Below are 18,218 nucleotides of genomic sequence, written 5' to 3' on the forward strand. Positions count from 1 at the left end.
GAGGTCGGGGCGGGCGTCAGCGCAGCGTCGCGGCGAGCGCGGCCGCCTCGGAGTGGTCGAGGGCGCGGTCCACGAGCGCGGCCACCACCCCGGTCTCGACGGTGCCGCCGGCGGGCACGACGAGCGGGGTGTCCCAGGCCAGCGCGGGGCCGGCGCCCGGGTACTCGGCGGCGCGCAGGAACCAGTGCCGCGGCGGGGACGTCTGCGCGAGCAGGAGCGTCGTCGGGCGGTCCTGCTCGTACGGGTCGTGGTGCTGCTGCACGTACGCCACCCACGGCGACGTGCTGCCGTGCGCGCGCTTCTCGCCCTCGCCCGACTCCGACAGCACGACCGTGCCCTGCGAGATCGGCGCGCGCCAGAAGACGCCGCCGTACCCCGCGCCCGGGCGGCCGTTGGTGGCGGGGGAGCGGATCTCCAGCGGCCCGTGCGACGCGTGCAGCGTGGTCCGCCACTCGAGCGCCCACGTGTCGTCGCCGAGGAGGCGGGCGCCGAGCCGGCGCTGCTCCTCGAGCAGGGGCTGGCCGTGCTCGTCGTCCCAGCGCACCGTGTCGTGCAGCACGTGCGGGGCGAGCGGGTCGACCTCGGCGCGGGTGCTCACCTGCCGCCCGTGGTTCGGCAGCAGGGTCGGGCCGACGTCGGCCATAAAGGTGCGACCGCCCCAGAAGCTCGTGCCGTTGACGTCCGGCACCGCCACGCTGACGCCGTAGTGGTGCCGGTGGTCCACCGGCTCGGACTCGGTGAGAGGGACGCCCGCCAGCGAGTGCACGGGGTGCAGGTACGGCCGCGGCGAGTGGATGGCGGGCAGTCGTTCGCCGTCGACGTACCGCGCGAGCGGCACCCGGTCGCGCGTGTGCCGCAGCACGATCTCGCGCGGCTCGACGGACCATGCCGGACCCGGGTCGACGACGTCCGCCTCGGGCGCGGCCGCGGGCGCGGGCTCGGTGACGACGGCACGCTGCAGGGCGCGGGGCGCCGGGCCGGTGCTGGAGCGCGCCTCGAGCCGGGCCGTGAACCGGGTGCTGGTGGCCGCGTGCGCGTCGTCGTCGATGACGGCGTGCAGCTCGCGCCACGCCTGCCGGCCGAGCTCTGCCTGCGGCACGGAGACCGTGGTGAGGCCGGGCGTGGCGTAGCGCGCCAGGTCGATGTCGTCGTAGCCGGCCACCGAGATGTCGCCCGGCACGGCCACGCCCGCCTCGTTGAGCGCGGCCAGAAGGCCGAACGCGACGAGGTCGTTGTACGCGACGACGGCCGTGGCGCGGCTGGCGAGCACCTCGCCCGCGGCGGCGTGGCCGGACGCGAGGTCGGCGCCCACGGGGAGCTCGACGATCTCCAGGTCGGGGTGGCGCTCGCGGGCGGTGGCGAGACCGGCGCGCCGGGCGACGTCGGTGGCCGCGGCCCGGGGCCCGGCGAGGTACGCCAGCCGACGGTGCCCGAGCCCCACGAGATGCTCGACGACCTGCACGGTGGCGTCCTCGTAGTCGATGACCAGGCTCGGCGTGGCCGGGTGCTCGACGGCGCGGTTGATCACGGCCGCGGGCGTCACGAGGGGGAGCAGGGCGTCGAGCGCGGCGCCCGGCATCCGGGGCGCGACCAGGATCAGGGCGTCGCAGCGCATGCGGGCCTCGCGCGCGATGGCCGCCTCCTCCGAGGGGTCCTCCGCGGCGTCGGCCACGAGCACGCGGTAGCCGTCCTCGGCGGCGGCGGAGGTGACGCCGCGCAGGATCTGCTGGAACACCGGGTTGCCGAGGTCGGGCACGACGAGCGCGACGGTCTCCGTGCGCCCCAGGGACAGGCTGCGTGCCACGTTGCTGGGGCGGTAGTTCAGGTCGATCGCCGCCTCCTGAACCCGCGCGGCGATGGCCGGGTCCACGGTGCTGCGACCGTTCATCACGCGGGAGACCGTGGCGCGCGAGACGCCGGCGGCGGTGGCGACGTCGGCGATGGTCACGGACGGTCGCCGGACGTTCAGCTCAGGCATCGATGCCTCCCGGGGCTCACGAGCCGACCGTACACCATTGGAAACCGGTTCCCCTCGTGGTACGTTCCCGAGAAGCAACCGGTTTCCAGGCGATGGAACCCTGGAAGCCCTCGGATCGACGATGATCGGGAGGCCGGCGATGACGCCCACCAGCACGCCGATCGGCAGCGTGATCGGCAGGTTGATCGGCAGGGTGCCACGATGGCGGTGATCCAGGAGGTCGCTCGCACCCGCGGTGCCGCCCCGGAACGGCGCAAGGGCGACGGCCGGGCCGCGGTGCTCTTCCTCGCCCCGTGGTTCGCCGGGCTGATCCTCGTCACGGCCTTCCCGCTGGTCGCGTCCCTGTACCTGTCGTTCACGGACTACAGCCTGCTCGAGGCGCCGGGCTGGATCGGGCTCGAGAACTACACGCGCATGTTCGACGACCCGCGGTTCTTCCAGGCACTGAAGGTGACCTTCACCTACGTGCTGGTCTCGGTGCCGCTGCAGCTGGCCGCCGCGCTCGCGCTCGCCATGGTGCTCGACAAGGGGCTGCGCGGCCTGGCGTTCTACCGGTCCGTGTACTACCTGCCGTCCCTGCTGGGCGGCAGCGTCGCCATCGCCATCCTGTGGCGCCAGGTCTTCGGGGCCGACGGCCTGCTGAACCAGGTGCTCGGGTTCTTCGGTATCGAGGGCGTCGGCTGGGTGTCGCACCCGGACTACGCGCTCGGCACCCTCATGGTGCTGAACGTCTGGACGTTCGGCGCGCCGATGATCATCTTCCTGGCCGGTCTGCGGCAGATCCCGGCGATGTACTACGAGGCCGCGTCGATCGACGGCGCGGGCCGCTGGCGCCGGTTCCGCAGCATCACGCTGCCGCTGCTCACGCCGATCATCTTCTTCAACCTGGTGCTGCAGCTCATCGGCGCGTTCCAGTCGTTCACGCAGGCGTTCATCGTCAGCGGCGGCACGGGCGGCCCGGTGGACTCCACGCTCTTCTACACGCTGTACCTCTACGAGAAGGGCTTCGGCTCCTACCAGATGGGGTATGCGTCGGCGATGGCGTGGTTCCTGCTGCTCGTCGTGGCGGGCATGACCGCCGTGAACTTCCTCGCCTCCAAGTTCTGGGTCTTCTACGATGACTGACGCTCCCGCGCGGACCGACCCGCGCCCGACGCCCGCCCGCCCGACGCTGTCCGAGGTGGCGGCGACCTACCCCGAGCGCCGCCCGCCGCGCCGTCGCGCCTGGGCCGCCGTCCGCCGCGTGCTGCGCCATGTCGCGCTGATCGCGTTCGGGCTGGTCATGCTCTACCCGCTGCTGTGGATGCTGGCGAGCTCGTTCAAGCCGACCGAGCTGATCTTCCGCGAGCCCGGGCTGATCCCCACCGCGTGGGACTTCGGCAACTACACCGACGGGTGGAACGCGCTGCTGGACCCGTTCAGCCACTACCTGCTGAACTCGGCGATCGTCGTGCTCGGCTCGGTGCTGGGCAACCTGGTCTCGTGCTCGATGGCGGCCTACGCCTTCGCCCGGCTGAAGTTCCGCGGCCGCAACCTGTGGTTCGCGATCATGCTCATGTCGATCATGCTGCCGATCCACGTGATCATCGTGCCGCAGTACATCCTGTTCTCGTCGCTGTCGTGGATCAACACGTTCCTGCCGCTGATCGTGCCGAAGCTGCTGGCCACCGACGCGTTCTTCGTCTTCCTCATGGTGCAGTTCTTCCGCGGCATCCCGAAGGACCTGGACGAGGCGGCCCGGCTCGACGGGTGCGGGCACGTGCGCATCTACCTGCGGATCATGCTGCCGCTGTCGCTCCCGGCGCTCGCCACCACAGCGATCTTCACGTTCATCTGGACGTGGAACGACTTCTTCAGCCAGCTCATCTTCCTGACGAAGCCGGACATGTACACCGTGCCCATCGCGCTGCGGACGTTCGTGGACGCCACGAGCAACAGCTCGTGGGGGCCGCTGTTCGCGATGTCGATCGTCTCGCTGATCCCCGTGTTCCTCGTCTTCCTGTTCGGCCAGAAGTACCTCGTCAAGGGCATCGCCACCACCGGCATCAAGTAGTGCGCACCCGACGTTCGAAGGAGAACCTCATGCGAGTCACAGCTACCCGGGCGACGCGACGCCGCGGCGTCGCGCTCGTCGCGCTCACCGCGGCGGGGGCGCTCGCCCTCACCGCCTGCTCCGGCGACTCCGGCGCCCTGCCGTCCGACGGCGACGGCGGCGGCGACGGGGACGTCGAGATCCGCTTCTCCTGGTGGGGGTCGGACGACCGGCACCAGACGACCCAGCAGATCATCGACCTGTTCGAGGAGAAGAACCCCGGCATCACCGTGGTGCCGGACTACACGGACTGGGACGGCTACTGGGACAAGCTCGCCACCGCGACGGCGGGCGGCGACACCCCGGACGTCATCACCCAGGAGGAGCGGTACCTGTCGGACTACGCCTCGCGCGGCGTGATCGGCGACCTCGGCGAGCTGGGGGTCGACACCTCCGAGATCGCGGACGACATTCTCGGCACGGGCGAGGTGGACGGCACGCTCGTCGGCATCCCGACCGGTGTCAACGCGTACGCGATGGTCGCCGACCCGCAGATCTTCGCCGACGCCGGCGTCGAGATGCCGGACGACACGACGTGGACCTGGGACGAGTACGTCGACATCGCGGGGAAGGTCGCGAAGGGCGCGGGCGACGGGGTCTGGGGCGCACAGGACTACGGCTTCAACGAGGCGGGGCTCAACGTGCTGGCACGGCAGCAGGGCGAGACGCTCTACAACGCGGACGGCACGCTCGGGGTCTCGAAGGAGACCGTGGCGCAGTTCTTCCAGACGTCGCTGGACCTCATGGCCAACGGCGGCCAGCCCGACGCGTCACGGTCGGTGGAGTACCAGAACGCCGGGCCCGAGGGCTCCCTGCTCGGCACCAACGCGGGCGCGATGGGGGTGTGGTGGTCCAACCAGCTCGGCGCGCTCTCAGACGCCTCCGGGCACGAGCTCGAGCTGCTGCGCCTGCCGGGAGAGTCGGAGTTCGACCGCACCGGCATGTACTTCAAGCCCGCCATGTACTACTCGATCTCGGCGAAGACGGAGCACCCGCAGGAGTCGGCGAAGCTCGTCGACTTCCTGCTCAACGACCCGGAGGTCGCCAAGCTGCAGCTCACCGACCGCGGCCTGCCGGCCAACGAGTCGGTGCGCGAGGGGATCCTCCCCGAGCTCACCGCCGCGGACCAGAAGGTCGCGGACTTCATGGCGGACCTGGAGCCCGACATCGTCGACAACCCGGCCGTGCCGCCGAACGGCGCGAACGAGATCCAGGACATCATGATCCGCATCAACACCGAGGTCCTGTTCGAGCGCATGACCCCCGACGAGGCGGCCGACGCGTTCCTCGAGGACGTCGGGGCGGCGATCGGCGGCTGACCCGCGCTCCCTCCGAGAACGGGATCCGTCCCGCCGTCCGACCGGGCGGCGGGACGGATCCCGTTCTCGTCCGCAGGACGACGAGGGACCGCCAAGGGCGGGACACGCCATGTCCGAATCTCGCCAGCGACGCCGTTCGGGCGGTGGTGTGCTGAGCGTCCGCCCTCGCCACGAGGCGGGGAGGACATCGTCTCTGAGAGGACCGCTCATGCAGATCGCACTCGTCACCGGGGCCACCCGCGGGCTCGGCCTGGCCACCGCGCGCCGTCTGGCCCGCGGCGGCGCGCACGTCGTCGTCGGGGCCCGGGACGCCGCGGCGGGCCGGGCGGTCGCGGCCGCGCTGGTCGACGAAGGGCTGGCCGCGAGCAGCGTCACGCTCGACGTCACCGACCTCGTCCAGGTCCGAGCAGCAGCCGCAGAGGTCGAGGTGGCGCACGGCAGGCTCGACGTCCTCGTGAACAACGCGGGCATCCTGCCGGAGGCGACCGCGGCCGAGGGGCGCGAGGTCGTGGACGCCGACCTGTTCCGCGCCACGTACGACACCAACGTGCTCGGGCCGGTCGCCGTCACCGAGGCGTTCCTGCCCCTGCTGCGCCGGAGCCCGGCGGGCCGCATCGTCAACGTCACCACCCGGATGGGTTCCCTCGCGGACCAGCAGGACACGACGTCGCCCTACTACGCCATGGTGGTGCCGGCCTACCAGTCGTCGAAGGCGGCGCTCAACGCCGTCACCGTCGCGCTGGCGAAGGCGCTCGCCGGGACCCCGATCAAGGTCACGTCCGTCTGCCCGGGCTTCGTCCAGACCGAGCTCACGCCGGTCAACCGGACCCAGGCACCGCTGACGCCCGCAGATGCGGCCGAGGTCGTGCACCGGGCGGCGACGCTCCCCGCGTCGGCGCCGTCGGGCACGTTCGTCGACGCGTCAGGCCCCGTGCCGTGGTGACTGCCGGGGGCCGGTCGGTCGCGCGCGGTCAGGCCTGCGGGTCGACGACGCGCGCGACGACGGCGCACCGGTCGTCGCCGGGCGCGGCGCCGGTGGCGGCGCGCACGAGCAGGTGGCGCAGGGCGTCGCGCTCCGCGTCGTCGAGGCCGGCGAGCAGCTCGTCCTCCGCGACACGCACGCGGGCGTCGAGGTCGGCGAGGACGACGCGGCCATGGTCGGTCGCGACGATGCGGCGCGCGCGACGGTCGGCGGGGTCCGGCTGGCGCTCGACGAGCCCGCAGCCGGCGAGCTCGTCCAGCAGGTACGTCATCACGGTGCGGTCGATGCCGAGCCGGGCGGCCAGCGCCGCCTGGGTGGGCGGGGCGTCGTGGGTGACCGCGGCGAGGACCTCGTAGCCGCGGCCGCCGTGCGGGACGTCGGCGCACGCGGCGGCGACGCGGGCGCTCCACTCGCGCAGCAGCGCGGCGAGCGACCAGCCCAGCGGGGACGGGGCGTCCGGGCCGGTCGTCGGGATCCGCGCGGTGCTGGGCGTCGGGTCGGCGGTGGTGCTCACCGGGCCATCGTAGACGGAATGCGCGGCATACCAGAAGAGTTGCCGCTGATATCGTCTGCCTGACAGACGATCTCCCGGACCTCGGGAGCGGCCCTCCCCGCGAAAGGCCCCGCATGACGGACTACGGCCACGACCTGGTCTTCGGCACGTTCATCACGCCCACCAACGCCGACCCCCAGGCGCCCGTGCGCCTGGCGAAGGTGACCGAGGCGGCCGGGCTCGACCTGGTGACGTTCCAGGACCACCCGTACCAGCCGGGGTTCCTCGACACGTGGACCCTGTTGTCGTGGGTGGCCGCGCAGACCGAGCGGGTCACCGTCGCGGGCAACGTGCTCAACCTGCCGCTGCGCCCGCCCGCCGTGCTGGCGCGCGCCGTCGCGTCCCTCGACCTGCTCTCCGGCGGCCGCGCTGCCCTGGGGCTGGGCGCCGGCGGGTTCTGGGACCCGATCGTCGCGATGGGCGGCACCCGCCTCACCCCCGGCGAGTCCGTGGACGCCCTCGACGAGGCGCTCGACATCATCCGCGGCATCTGGGACGGCCGTGAGCGCCGCGCCCTGCGGGTCGACGGCACCCATCACCGGGTGGCCGGCGCCAAGCGCGGGCCCGAGCCGGCGCACGACGTCCCGATCTGGCTGGGCGCGCTCAAGCCCCGCATGCTGCGCCTCATCGCCCGCAAGGCGGACGGCTGGCTCCCGTCCCTCGCGTACCTCAAGGACGGCGACCTGCAGCGGGGGCACGCGATCATCGACGAGGCCGCCCAGGAGGCGGGCCGCCACCCGGCCGAGATCCGGCGCCTGCTCAACGTGCAGGGAGCGGTCACCGCGCAGCCGCAGGGGTTCCTGCAGGGCCCCGTGGAGCAGTGGGTCGACGAGCTGGCGACGCTGGTGCTCGAGGACGGGATCGGCACCGTGATCCTGGCCGCCGACGACCCGAACCTCGTCCAGGTCTACGGGCAGGAGATCGCGCCCGCGGTGCGCGAGCTCGTGGCGCGCGAGCGCGCGACGTCGGGCACCGCGCCCGCCGCCACGCAGCGCGGCGGCCGGGCGATCGCGCTGCGCCGCCCCGGCATCGACTACGCCGCCGTACCGGCGGCGCTCGCGGCGGCCGCCGTCGAGCCCGGCGACCGCGCGTACGACGCGGTGCGCCACAACTACCTGCGCTCCGGCGCGCCCGGCCTCGTGCTGTATCCGGCCATGGCGGCCGAGGTGGCTGAGGCCGTGATCTGGGCACGCACGCAGGACGTGCCGCTCGGCGTGCGGTCGGGCGGGCACGGCATCAGCGGACGGTCGACCAACGACGGCGGGATCGTCGTCGACCTGGGCGCGCTGGACCAGGTCGAGGTGGTCGACGAGGCGACCCGGCGCGTGCGGGTCGGCGTCGGCGCCACGTGGGGCCGGGTCGCCGAGGCGCTCGCGCCGCGCGGCTGGGCCATCAGCTCGGGCGACTCCGGCGGTGTGGGCGTCGGCGGGCTCGCCACGGCGGGCGGCGTCGGGTTCCTGGGCCGCACCTACGGGCTGACGATCGACCACGTCGTCGCCGCCGAGGTCGTCACCGCGGACGGGCGCGTGGTGCGCGCGTCGGCGGACGAGCACCCCGACCTGTTCTGGGGGCTGCGCGGCGCGGGCGGCAACCTGGGCGTCGTGACGTGGGTCGAGATCGAGGCGATGCCGCTGGGGGACCAGGGCGCCGTCGTGTTCTCGCAGATGACCCTCGACGCGACCGACGTGGCGGGCGTGCTGGAGCGGTGGGGCGCCGTCGTCGAGTCGGCGCCGCGCGAGCTGACCAGCTTCCTCATCCTGTCGCCCGGGCGCCGGGGCAGGCTCCCCGACGGGAGCGACGACCAGGGCCCCGTGGCGCAGCTCATGACCGTCTGGGCGGGCGACGACACGGACGCGGCCGTCGAGCAGCTCGAGCGCCTCGCCGGCGCGGGCCCGCTGCTGGGCCACCAGGCGTACCTGCTGCCGTACGCGGGCGTCGTGCAGGCGGGGGAGAAGCACCACCAGGGCGGCGGCGACCCGGCCGTGCGCTCCGGGCTGGTGGCGCACCTGGACACGGCGACGGCCCGCGCGTTCGAGAAGCTCGCACTGTCGGGGGAGGCGTACTTCCTGCAGGTGCGCGCCACCGGTGGGGCGGGGAACGACGTCGAGCAGGGGGCGACGGCGTACGCGCACCGGCACCAGAACTTCCTGCTGTCGGCGATGTCCTCGTCGCAGGACCGGCTCGACGCCGTGTGGGACGCGGTCATGGCGCCGTACACCGACGGGCTGTACCTGTCGTTCGACACCGACACGCGGCCCGAGCGGCTCACCGACGCGTTCCCCGAGCCGACGCTCACCCGCCTGCGCGAGGTGAAGCGGGACTGGGACCCGGACAACGTGTTCCGCGCCAACTTCCCGGTGCCGCCGGCGGCGTGAGCGGCGGCGCGGCGTGTCGGTCGGGTGCGCGAGGATGGGGGACATGCCTCTCGCACCTCGGTACCTGGCCGACGACGCCCGCTACGAGTCGATGACCTACCGCCGCACCGGCCGCTCCGGCCTCGACCTGCCCGCGCTGTCGCTGGGCCTGTGGCACAACTTCGGCGACGTGAACCCGTTCGACACACAGCGCGCCATCCTGCGCCGCGCGTTCGACCTGGGGATCACGCACTTCGACCTCGCCAACAACTACGGCCCGCCGTACGGCTCGGCGGAGGAGAACTTCGGCCGTCACCTGGCGAAGGACCTCGCGCCCTACCGCGACGAGCTCGTCATCTCCACCAAGGCCGGCTACGACATGTGGCCCGGCCCGTACGGCGACCACGGCTCGCGCAAGTACCTGCTCTCCTCGCTCGACCAGTCGCTGACCCGCATGGGCCTGGACCACGTCGACGTCTTCTACCACCACCGTCCCGACCCCTCGACGCCGCTCACCGAGACGATGGGCGCGCTCGCGTCCGCCGTCCAGCAGGGCAAGGCGACGTACGTCGGCGTCTCCAACTACTCGCCGTCGCGCACCCGCGAGGCCGCGCAGGTGCTCGCCGACCTCGGCGTGCCGCTGCTCATCCACCAGCCCAGCTACTCGATGTTCAACCGGCACGTCGAGATCGCGGACCGGGACGACGCGTACGACGGTCGGCAGAGCGAGTCGCTGCTCGACGTCGTGGGGGACCTGGGCGTCGGCACGATCGTCTTCTCCCCGCTGGCGCAGGGGCTGCTCACGGGCCGGTACCTGGGCGGGTCGGCGCCCGAGGGCTCGCGCGCCGCGCGCAGCGACTCGCCGTTCCTGTCGTCGTCGAACCTCACCGGCACCTACCTGGAGCGGGCCCGCGCGCTGAACACGATCGCCGAGGGCCGCGGCCAGACGCTCGCGCAGCTCGCCCTGTCGTGGGTGCTGCGCGACGACCGGATCACGTCGGCCCTCATCGGCGCGTCGTCGGTCGCGCAGCTCGAGGACAACGTGGCCGCGCTGTCCGCCCCGGCGCTCACCGACGAGGAGATCGCCGCCATCGAGCCGCACGCCGTGGACGGCACCGGGCGCTAGGACGCACTCGGTGGCTGAGCCTGTCGAGCCCACGTCCTGGGTTCGACAGGCTCAACCACCGGGCAGGAAGGGTGGGCGGATGACGGTCTGCTGGTTCGTCGGGCTGACGACGCTCGACGTCGTGCACCGGGCGGCGGGGCGTCCCGGCGCGAACGAGAAGGTCACCGCCACGCGGCAGGACGTCGCGGCCGGGGGGCCGGCGGCCAACGCCGCGGTGACCGCGGCCGCGCTCGGGGTCCGGGCGGTGCTGGTCAGCGCGCTGGGCGCGGGCCCGGTCGCGCAGGCGGCCCGCGCCGACCTCGACGCGTGCGAGGTGCAGGTGCACGACGTCGCGGGCCCGGACGAGGGGTTCCCGCTCCCCGTGTCGTCGGTCCTCGTCGACGACGCGACCGGGGAGCGGTCGGTGGTCTCCGCCGACGCCGCGCTCGCCGTGGCGCCCGCGCCGTCGCCGGGCGAGCTCGGCGCGCTCCCGCGGCCCGACGTCGTCCTGCTCGACGGCCACCACCCCGCGATCGCGCGCGCCGTGCTCGCCTACGTCGACGGGCTGCGCCCGCGGCCACGGGTGCTGCTCGACGGCGGCCGGTGGCGGCCGGTGTTCGCCGAGCTGCTGCCCGCGGCGGACGTCGCGGCCCTGAGTGCGGACTTCACCGTGCCGGCCGACATCGCCCCCGGGGCGACGGACGCCGCGCACGGCGCGCTGCTGCTCGGCGCCCGGGCTGCGGTGGTGACCCACGGCGCCGACCCCGTGGAATGGACCGACGGGCGCGACCACGGTTCCGTGGCGGTGCCGCGCGTCACGACCCGCGACACCCTGGGCGCGGGGGACGCGTTCCACGGCGCGCTCGCCGCGGCGCTGGCACGCGGGGCCGGCGTGCCCGACGCCTGTGCCGCGGCCGTGCGCGTGGCGAGCACCCGGGTGCGGTTCGTCGGGCCACGGTCGTGGCTCGCCCACGTCCCCGACGTGTCGGGCCCGCGTGCCGCCATGGCCCCCCGCGGGTCCGGCCGCTCGCGGGAGGACGGGTGACGCGGGACGCGACGACCGCGGAGCTCGTCGCGCGCGCCCGCCGCCTGGCGGTGCCGGGGGAGCGGCGCGTCCTCGGCATCGTCGGCCCGCCGGGCGCGGGGAAGTCGACGCTCGCCCGCGTGCTGGTCGCGACGCTCGGCCCGGGGCTGGCCGTCGAGGTCGGGATGGACGGCTACCACCTGTCGAACGCGGTCCTGGCCGGCCTCGGACGCGACCACCGCAAGGGCGCGATCGACACGTTCGACGATGCCGGGTACGCGGCGCTGGTCGCGCGTCTCGCCGCCGCCCGGCCCGGCGACCCGCCCGTGTACGCGCCGGTGTTCCGCCGCGAGATCGAGGAGCCCGTGGCGGCGGGCGTCGCCGTGCCGTCCGACGTCCCGCTGGTCGTGACGGAGGGCAACTACCTGCTCGCGCCGTCGGGCGCGTGGCCCGCCGCGCGGGCCCGGATGGCGGAGGTCTGGTACCTCGACGTGCCCGGCGACCTTCGGCTCGCCCGGCTGGAGGAGCGGCACCACGCGTTCGGCAAGAGCCGCGACGACGCCCGCCGCTGGGCGAACGGCTCGGACCAGGTCAACGCCGACCTGATCGAGGCGACGCGCGACGGCGCGGACGTCGTCGTCCGCTGGACCTCCTGACCGCCGGTCGCCGTCGGAGACCGCGACCGCCGCCGTCCGGTGGTTGAGCCTGTCGAAACCAGGACGTGGTCTCGACCCTTCGACAGGCTGAGAGCGGCGCGGGCTCGACCGGGGAACCTGGCCGCGCCGACCGTCAGAGGTTGCGCCGCGCGGCCTCGATGAGCGGCTGGATGCGGTAGGGGATCAGCTCGCCCATGGACAGCGAGGTCTCGGTGCGCTCCACGCCGTCGATGGCGAGGATGGCGGCGTCGATGCGGAACAGGTGGTCGGTGTCCCGGCACACGACGTGCACGCGCAGGTCGGCGGCGCCGCTGTGCCCGTACGCCTGCACGACCTCGGGGATCTCGGCGAGCCGGTCGACGATGGCGGGCAGCTCCCGCTGCCGCACGGTGACCTCGAGGAAAGCCGTCAGAGGATGCCCGAGAGCGGCGGGGTTGATGCGCCGGTCGAAGGCGAGGAAGGCGCCCGACTCCTCGAGCCGGGTCAGCCGGGCGTGCACCGTGTTCCGGGACAGGCGCAGGCGCTCCGCGAGGGCGGCGATCGTGGCCCGCGGGTCCTCGGCGAGGGCCGTCAGCAGGCTCAGGTCCACGGCGTCGTAGCTGCGCACATCGACCAGCCTAGCGGGGGCTGGCTGAGCACTCTGCTCAACGTGTGGCGGGGTGCTGGTCGCACATCTGTGAGCGGCGTTACGTTCGCGGTATCCGGCGCTCGACGAGGAGCGTCCGGCGACACACGAGGTGAGGCGACGATGCCCAGCACCATGGGTTCGACGTCCCGCGACGACCTGTCACGAGCGGGTGGAGCGAGGGCGGAGACGGCGTCCGGTACGACGGACGGAACGACGGCAGGCAGCACGAACGGCGGCACGACGGCGGGCACGGCACCGCCGGGCGACGTCCCTGTCCGGCTGCTCGACGAGAAGGGCGTGCGGCACCCGGACCCGGGGCTCGACCGCTGGCTGACGGACGTGGACGCGGGCACGGACGACGCCCGGGGGGCGCTGCTGGCGCTGTACGAGGACATGGTCGTGGCCCGGCGGATCGACGCCGAGGCGACGGCGCTGCAACGGCAGGGCGAGCTCGCGCTGTGGCCGCCGCTGCAGGGGCAGGAGGCGGCCCAGGTGGGTTCGGCCGCGGCGCTGCGCGACGACGACTTCGTGTTCTCCAGCTATCGCGAGCACGCGGTCGCCCGCCGGCGCGGCGTCGCGTCGGTGGACCTGCTGCGCGTGTGGCGCGGCGTCACCGCGTCGGGCTGGGACCCGTACGCGGTGGGCATGGCGACCCCGCAGGTCATCATCGGCGCGCAGGCGTTGCACGGCGTGGGCTACGCGCTGGGGATCCAGGCCGACGTCGAGCGCGGTGTCGTCGCGCCGGGCGAGGGCGGGACGGCCGCCGTGGTCGCGTACGTCGGCGACGGCGCGATGAGCCAGGGCGACGTCAACGAGGCGTTCGTCTTCGCCGCCACGTGGCAGGTGCCGCTGGTGCTGTTCTGCCAGAACAACCAGTGGGCGATCTCCGAGCCGGTGGCGCTGCAGTCGGCCGTGCCGCTCGTGCGGCGCGCGTGGGGCTTCGGCGTGCCGGGCGTACGCGTGGACGGCAACGACGTGCTCGCCGTCCTGGCCGTGACGCGCGAGGCGCTGCACCGCGCGCGGACCGGCGGAGGCCCCACCTTCGTCGAGGCCGTGACCTACCGCATGGGCCCGCACACCACGGCCGACGACCCCACCCGCTACCGCGACGCGTCCGAGCTGGACGTCTGGGCCGAGCGCGACCCGATCGCGCGGCTCGCGGCGTACCTGCGGGCGGGCGGCCTGCTCACCGGCGACGACGAGGTGCGCGTGCGCGCGGCGGCCGACGCGGTCGCCGCCGAGCTGCGGGCCGGCGTCGTCGCCATCGAGGACCCGCCGCCGCTGAGCGTCTTCGACCACGTGTACGCCGAGCCCCACCCCACGGTGGCCGCCGAGCGCGCGGAGCACGCGGCGTACCTGGCGGGTTTCGCCGACACGGGCACCACGACGACCGGCACCACGACGACCGACACGACGACGAGCGGCGAGGGGGCCGACCGATGACCACCCAGACGCTCACCCTCGCCAAGGCGCTCGGCGCCGGGCTGCGCCGGGCCATGACCGACGACCCGACCGTCATGGTGCTCGGCGAGGACATCGGCCGCCTCGGCGGCGTGTACCGCGTGACCGACGGGCTGCAGGCGGAGTTCGGCCCGCGCCGGGTGGTGGACACGCCGCTGGCGGAGTCCGGCATCCTCGGCACCGCCGTCGGGCTCGCCTACCGCGGCTACCGGCCGGTGGTGGAGATCCAGTTCGACGGCTTCGTCTACGTCGCGTTCGACCAGATCGTCAGCCAGCTCGCCAAGATGCACGCCCGAACGAGGGGCGCGGTGAAGCTGCCCGTGACGATCCGCATCCCCGTGGCCGGCGGCATCGGCGCGGCCGAGCACCACTCCGAGTCGCCGGAGGCGTACTTCGTGCACACCGCCGGGCTGCGCGTGGTGTCGGTGTCGAACCCGCAGGACGCGTCGACCGTGCTGCGCCAGGCGATCGCCTGCGACGACCCGGTCGTGTTCTTCGAGCCCAAGCGCCTGTACCACGTCAAGGGCGAGGTGGACCCGGGCCTGCCGCTCGACGACGCGCCGCCGATGGGCACCGCGCGAGTGGTCAGTCCGGGGGACGACGTCACGCTCGTGACCTTCGGCTCGCACGTGGCGACGGCGCTCGACGCCGCGACCGCGGCGTCCGACGAGGGGGTCTCGATCGAGGTGATCGACCTGCGCTCGCTGTCCCCGATCGACCACGACACGATCGCCGCGTCCGTGCGGCGCACCGGGCGGCTCGTCGTGCTGCACGAGGGCCCGCGGCAGGCCGGCGTCGGCGCCGAGATCGCGACGTCGGTCACCGAGCGGTGCTTCGACTTCCTCGAGGCGCCGCCCGTGCGCGTCACCGGGTACGACATCCCGTACCCGCCCGCGAAGCTGGAGGGCAACCAGGTGCCCGACCTGGACCGCGTCCTCGTCGGCGTGGACCGGGTGCTGGGGCGGTCCCCGGCGTCGTCCGCCCCGGCGGGCGCGGAGGTGGGAGCGTGATGGCGACGCGCGAGTTCAAGCTGCCCGACCTCGGCGAGGGGCTGACCGAGTCCGAGGTCGTCGAGTGGCGCGTGGCGGTGGGCGACGCCGTCGAGCTCAACCAGGTGATCGCCGAGGTGGAGACCGCCAAGGCGCTGGTCGAGCTGCCGTCGCCGTGCGCAGGCATCGTGCGGGTGCTGCACGCCGAGGAGGGACAGACCGTCGAGGTCGGCGAGCCGCTGGTCACCTTCGACCTGTCCGACGGGACGCCGGTCGAGCCTGTCGAGACCACGGACCGGGTTCCGACCCTTCGACAGGCTCAGGACGGCGCAGGCTCCACCAGCGAGGACGGGCCGGAGCCGAACCTCGTGGGGTACGGCGCGCGGCCCGCGCGCACGGGGAGACCGGCGCGGCGACGCCGTCGGGCGGCCCCCGTCCCGTCGGTCGAGCCCGTCGAGACCAGGGTCTCGACGGCCCCGACCGACGGGGAGGCGAGCGACCGGCCGCGCTCGACACCGGTCGTGCGGGCGATGGCACGGCAGCGCGGGATCGACCTCGCCACGATCACCGGCTCCGGTCCGCACGGCCGCATCACGCGCGACGACGTCGAGGCGGCGTCGTCGGGCGCGACGACGAGCCCGACGACACCGGCCCCCGCGACGAGCGCGACCAGCGGCGAGGAACGCACCCCCGTGCGCGGCGTGCGCAGGCGCACGGCGGCGGCGATGGTCGCGAGCGCGGCGGCGCCGCAGGCATCGGTGTTCCTCACGGTGGACGTCACGGCGAGCATGGGGCTGCTGGCGCGGCTCAAGACGCACCCGATGGCGGGCGGGCAGCGGATCACGGTGCTCGCACTGACGGCACGAGCCCTCCTCGCCCTGCTCCCGAAGCACCCGGCGCTCACGAGCCGCTGGGTGGACCTGGCGGACGGCGAGGCGGAGATCGTGCGCCCGGCGCACGTGAACCTCGGCATCGCGGTCGCGACCGACCGCGGCCTGGTCGTGCCCCACGTCCCCGCCGCGGACACGCTGTCGTTGACCGGGCTCGCCGCCGCGCTGACGGACCTCACGACCACGGCGCGGGCCGGCCGCACCACCCCCGAACGGCTCAGGAACGGGACGCTGACGATCACCAACGTCGGTATCTTCGGCGTGGACGCCGGCACGCCGATCCTCAACCCGGGCGAGCCCGCCATCCTCGGCCTCGGCCAGGTCGCCCGCCGCCCGTGGGAGCACGACGGCGAGGTGGCGCTGCGCCAGGTGACGACGCTCAGCCTCACGTTCGACCACCGCGTCGTCGACGGCGAGCAGGGCGCCCGCTTCCTCGCCGAGCTGGGGGCGGTGCTCGCCGACCCGGCGCTCGCCCTCCTGCTGCCGTCGGTCGAGCCTGTCGAGCCTGTCGAGGCCACGGGGGCCCGGGTGTCGACAAGCTCGACCGGCGGGGTGGAGGGCGCATGACCGTCCTCGACTCGGCCGTCGACCCCCGCGCCGACGCCACCCGCGCCAACGACGAGGCGCAGCGGGCGCTCGCGGACCGCCTCCGCGAGCGCACCGCCGCCGCCGCCGAGGGCGGCACGCAGCGCGCCCGCGACCAGCACACGTCGCGCGGCAAGCTGCCGCCGCGCGAGCGCGTGGCCCGGCTGCTCGACGAGGGCAGCCCGTTTCTCGAGGTCGCCCCGCTCGCCGCCTACGGGCTGGACGACGGCGCGTGGCCCGGCGCGGGCGTCATCGCCGGCATCGGTCTGGTGAGCGGGCGGCAGGTGATGGTGGTCTGCAACGACCCGACCGTCAAGGGCGGCACCTACCACCCGCTCACCGTGAAGAAGCACCTGCGGGCGCAGGAGATCGCGCTGGAGAACCGGCTGCCCTGCGTGTACCTCGTGGACTCGGGCGGTGCGTTCCTGCCGCGGCAGGACGAGGTGTTCCCCGACCGCGACCACTTCGGCCGGATCTTCTACCTCCAGGCGAGGCTGTCGGCGGCGCGCGTCCCGCAGGTCTCGGCGGTGCTGGGTTCCTGCACGGCGGGCGGCGCCTACGTGCCCGCGATGAGCGACGAGACCGTCATCGTGCGGGGCCAGGGCACGATCTTCCTCGGCGGCCCGCCGCTGGTGAAGGCCGCCATCGGCGAGGAGGTCACGGCCGAGGAGCTGGGCGGCGGCGAGCTGCACGCCCAGCGGTCGGGCGTCGTCGACCATCTCGCCGAGGACGACGAGCACGCGCTCGACCTCGTGCGCGACATCGTGAGCACGCTGCCGCCGGACCCCGAGCCGGCGTGGGACGTCGTGCCGTCCCGCGAGCCCGTCGTCGACCCGCAGGGCCTGTACGCCGCCGTGCCCGTGGACGTGCAGCAGCCCTACGACCCGCGCGAGGTGATCGCCCGGATCGTCGACGGCAGCGAGCTGCACGAGTTCAAGCCCGAGTACGGCACCACCCTGGTCACGGGGTTCGCGCGCATCCACGGCCACCCCGTCGGTGTGCTGGCCAACGCGGGCGTGCTGTTCCGCGAGTCGGCGCTCAAGGGCGCCCACTTCGTCGAGCTGTGCGACCAGCGCGGCATCCCGCTGCTGTTCCTGCAGAACATCTCCGGCTTCATGGTGGGGCGCGACGCCGAGGCAGGGGGCATCGCCAAGGACGGCGCCAAGATGGTCACGGCCGTCGCGACCACCCGGGTGCCCAAGCTGACGGTCATCGTCGGCGGGTCCTTCGGCGCGGGCAACTACGCCATGTGCGGGCGGGCCTACTCGCCGCGGTTCCTGTGGTCGTGGCCCGGGTCGCGGATCTCCGTGATGGGCGGCGCGCAGGCGTCGTCGGTGCTCGCCACCGTGAAGCGCGACCAGCTCGCGCGCCGCGGCGAGGAGTGGGACGCGGGCGAGGAGGCGTCGTTCCGCGCTGAGATCCGTGACGGCTACGAGGTCGCCGGCGACCCGTACCACGCCACGTCGCGACTGTGGGACGACGGCATCGTCGACCCGCCCGACACCCGCCGCGTGCTCGGCCTGGCGCTCGGCGTGTGCGCCCGCACGCCGCTGCCCGGTGCCGACCCGACCGAGCCCCGCTTCGGGCTCTTCCGGATGTGAG

The 18,218-nt window shown here is 74.1% G+C and carries 15 protein-coding genes; 12 read left to right on the forward strand and 3 right to left on the reverse strand.

What is annotated here, in order from left to right:
* Window positions 1-16: 16 nt before the first annotated feature.
* Window positions 17-1,978, reverse strand: a complete 1,962-nt coding sequence (locus tag B5Y66_RS04955) for a DUF6807 family protein (protein WP_079572017.1) — start codon at window positions 1,976-1,978, stop codon at window positions 17-19.
* Between the two features lie 201 nt (window positions 1,979-2,179).
* Here B5Y66_RS04955 and B5Y66_RS04960 point away from each other — a divergent pair, with 201 nt between their 5' ends.
* The 4 genes from B5Y66_RS04960 to B5Y66_RS04975 all read left to right on the forward strand — a co-directional run bounded on the left by B5Y66_RS04960 (window position 2,180) and on the right by B5Y66_RS04975 (window position 6,332).
* Entirely contained in the window at window positions 2,180-3,103 is a 924-nt protein-coding gene (locus B5Y66_RS04960; protein WP_079572020.1) for a carbohydrate ABC transporter permease, read from the forward strand.
* Window positions 3,096-4,031 carry a carbohydrate ABC transporter permease gene (locus B5Y66_RS04965; protein WP_079572023.1) on the forward strand — a complete coding sequence of 312 codons (936 nt, stop codon included), beginning with the start codon at window positions 3,096-3,098 and terminating at the stop codon, window positions 4,029-4,031. Before B5Y66_RS04960 ends, B5Y66_RS04965 begins: the two co-directional genes overlap by 8 nt.
* 29 nt (window positions 4,032-4,060) lie before the next feature.
* Complete coding sequence (locus B5Y66_RS04970) at window positions 4,061-5,389, forward strand: ABC transporter substrate-binding protein (protein WP_079572025.1); 1,329 nt, start codon at window positions 4,061-4,063, stop codon at window positions 5,387-5,389.
* Between the two features lie 208 nt (window positions 5,390-5,597).
* Window positions 5,598-6,332: an SDR family NAD(P)-dependent oxidoreductase gene (locus tag B5Y66_RS04975; protein WP_079572027.1), complete on the forward strand. Its 735-nt coding sequence runs from the start codon at window positions 5,598-5,600 to the stop codon at window positions 6,330-6,332.
* 28 nt (window positions 6,333-6,360) lie between these two features.
* Here the strand turns inward: B5Y66_RS04975 and B5Y66_RS04980 are convergent, their stop codons facing one another.
* A complete protein-coding gene (locus B5Y66_RS04980) occupies window positions 6,361-6,885 on the reverse strand; it encodes a MarR family winged helix-turn-helix transcriptional regulator (RefSeq protein WP_079572030.1) in 525 nt (174 codons plus the stop codon).
* A gap of 113 nt (window positions 6,886-6,998) precedes the next feature.
* Here B5Y66_RS04980 and B5Y66_RS04985 point away from each other — a divergent pair, with 113 nt between their 5' ends.
* From B5Y66_RS04985 to B5Y66_RS05000, 4 genes are all read left to right on the forward strand, one after another.
* Window positions 6,999-9,299: an LLM class flavin-dependent oxidoreductase gene (locus B5Y66_RS04985; protein WP_079572032.1), complete on the forward strand. Its 2,301-nt coding sequence runs from the start codon at window positions 6,999-7,001 to the stop codon at window positions 9,297-9,299.
* Window positions 9,300-9,342: 43 nt separating this feature from the next.
* Window positions 9,343-10,404 carry an L-glyceraldehyde 3-phosphate reductase gene (gene mgrA / locus B5Y66_RS04990; RefSeq protein WP_079572035.1) on the forward strand — a complete coding sequence of 354 codons (1,062 nt, stop codon included), beginning with the start codon at window positions 9,343-9,345 and terminating at the stop codon, window positions 10,402-10,404.
* Window positions 10,405-10,483: 79 nt separating this feature from the next.
* Window positions 10,484-11,428 (forward strand): PfkB family carbohydrate kinase, encoded by a 945-nt coding sequence (locus B5Y66_RS04995; protein ID WP_079572038.1) that lies wholly within the window; start codon window positions 10,484-10,486, stop codon window positions 11,426-11,428.
* On the forward strand, window positions 11,425-12,063 hold the full coding sequence (locus tag B5Y66_RS05000; RefSeq protein WP_079572041.1) for a nucleoside/nucleotide kinase family protein: 639 nt from the start codon (window positions 11,425-11,427) through the stop codon (window positions 12,061-12,063). Before B5Y66_RS04995 ends, B5Y66_RS05000 begins: the two co-directional genes overlap by 4 nt.
* 133 nt (window positions 12,064-12,196) lie before the next feature.
* Here B5Y66_RS05000 and B5Y66_RS05005 read toward each other — a convergent pair whose 3' ends face one another.
* Complete coding sequence (locus B5Y66_RS05005; RefSeq protein WP_079572044.1) at window positions 12,197-12,670, reverse strand: Lrp/AsnC family transcriptional regulator; 474 nt, start codon at window positions 12,668-12,670, stop codon at window positions 12,197-12,199.
* 141 nt (window positions 12,671-12,811) lie between these two features.
* Between B5Y66_RS05005 and B5Y66_RS05010 the strand changes: the two genes are divergently transcribed.
* The 4 genes from B5Y66_RS05010 to B5Y66_RS05025 are packed head-to-tail and all read left to right on the forward strand — an operon-like array spanning window position 12,812 to window position 18,217.
* Window positions 12,812-14,134 carry a thiamine pyrophosphate-dependent dehydrogenase E1 component subunit alpha gene (locus tag B5Y66_RS05010; protein ID WP_079572046.1) on the forward strand — a complete coding sequence of 441 codons (1,323 nt, stop codon included), beginning with the start codon at window positions 12,812-12,814 and terminating at the stop codon, window positions 14,132-14,134.
* On the forward strand, window positions 14,131-15,162 hold the full coding sequence (locus B5Y66_RS05015; protein ID WP_079572049.1) for an alpha-ketoacid dehydrogenase subunit beta: 1,032 nt from the start codon (window positions 14,131-14,133) through the stop codon (window positions 15,160-15,162). The genes B5Y66_RS05010 and B5Y66_RS05015 overlap by 4 nt, the downstream gene beginning before the upstream one ends.
* Entirely contained in the window at window positions 15,162-16,598 is a 1,437-nt protein-coding gene (locus tag B5Y66_RS05020) for a dihydrolipoamide acetyltransferase family protein (RefSeq protein ID WP_079572052.1), read from the forward strand. The genes B5Y66_RS05015 and B5Y66_RS05020 overlap by 1 nt, the downstream gene beginning before the upstream one ends.
* Window positions 16,595-18,217: a carboxyl transferase domain-containing protein gene (locus B5Y66_RS05025; RefSeq protein WP_079572055.1), complete on the forward strand. Its 1,623-nt coding sequence runs from the start codon at window positions 16,595-16,597 to the stop codon at window positions 18,215-18,217. Before B5Y66_RS05020 ends, B5Y66_RS05025 begins: the two co-directional genes overlap by 4 nt.
* Window position 18,218: the final 1 nt, after the last annotated feature.

The sequence above is a fragment of the Krasilnikoviella flava genome (assembly GCF_900167525.1).
In the GTDB taxonomy this organism is placed as follows: Bacteria; Actinomycetota; Actinomycetes; order Actinomycetales; family Cellulomonadaceae; genus Isoptericola; species Isoptericola flavus.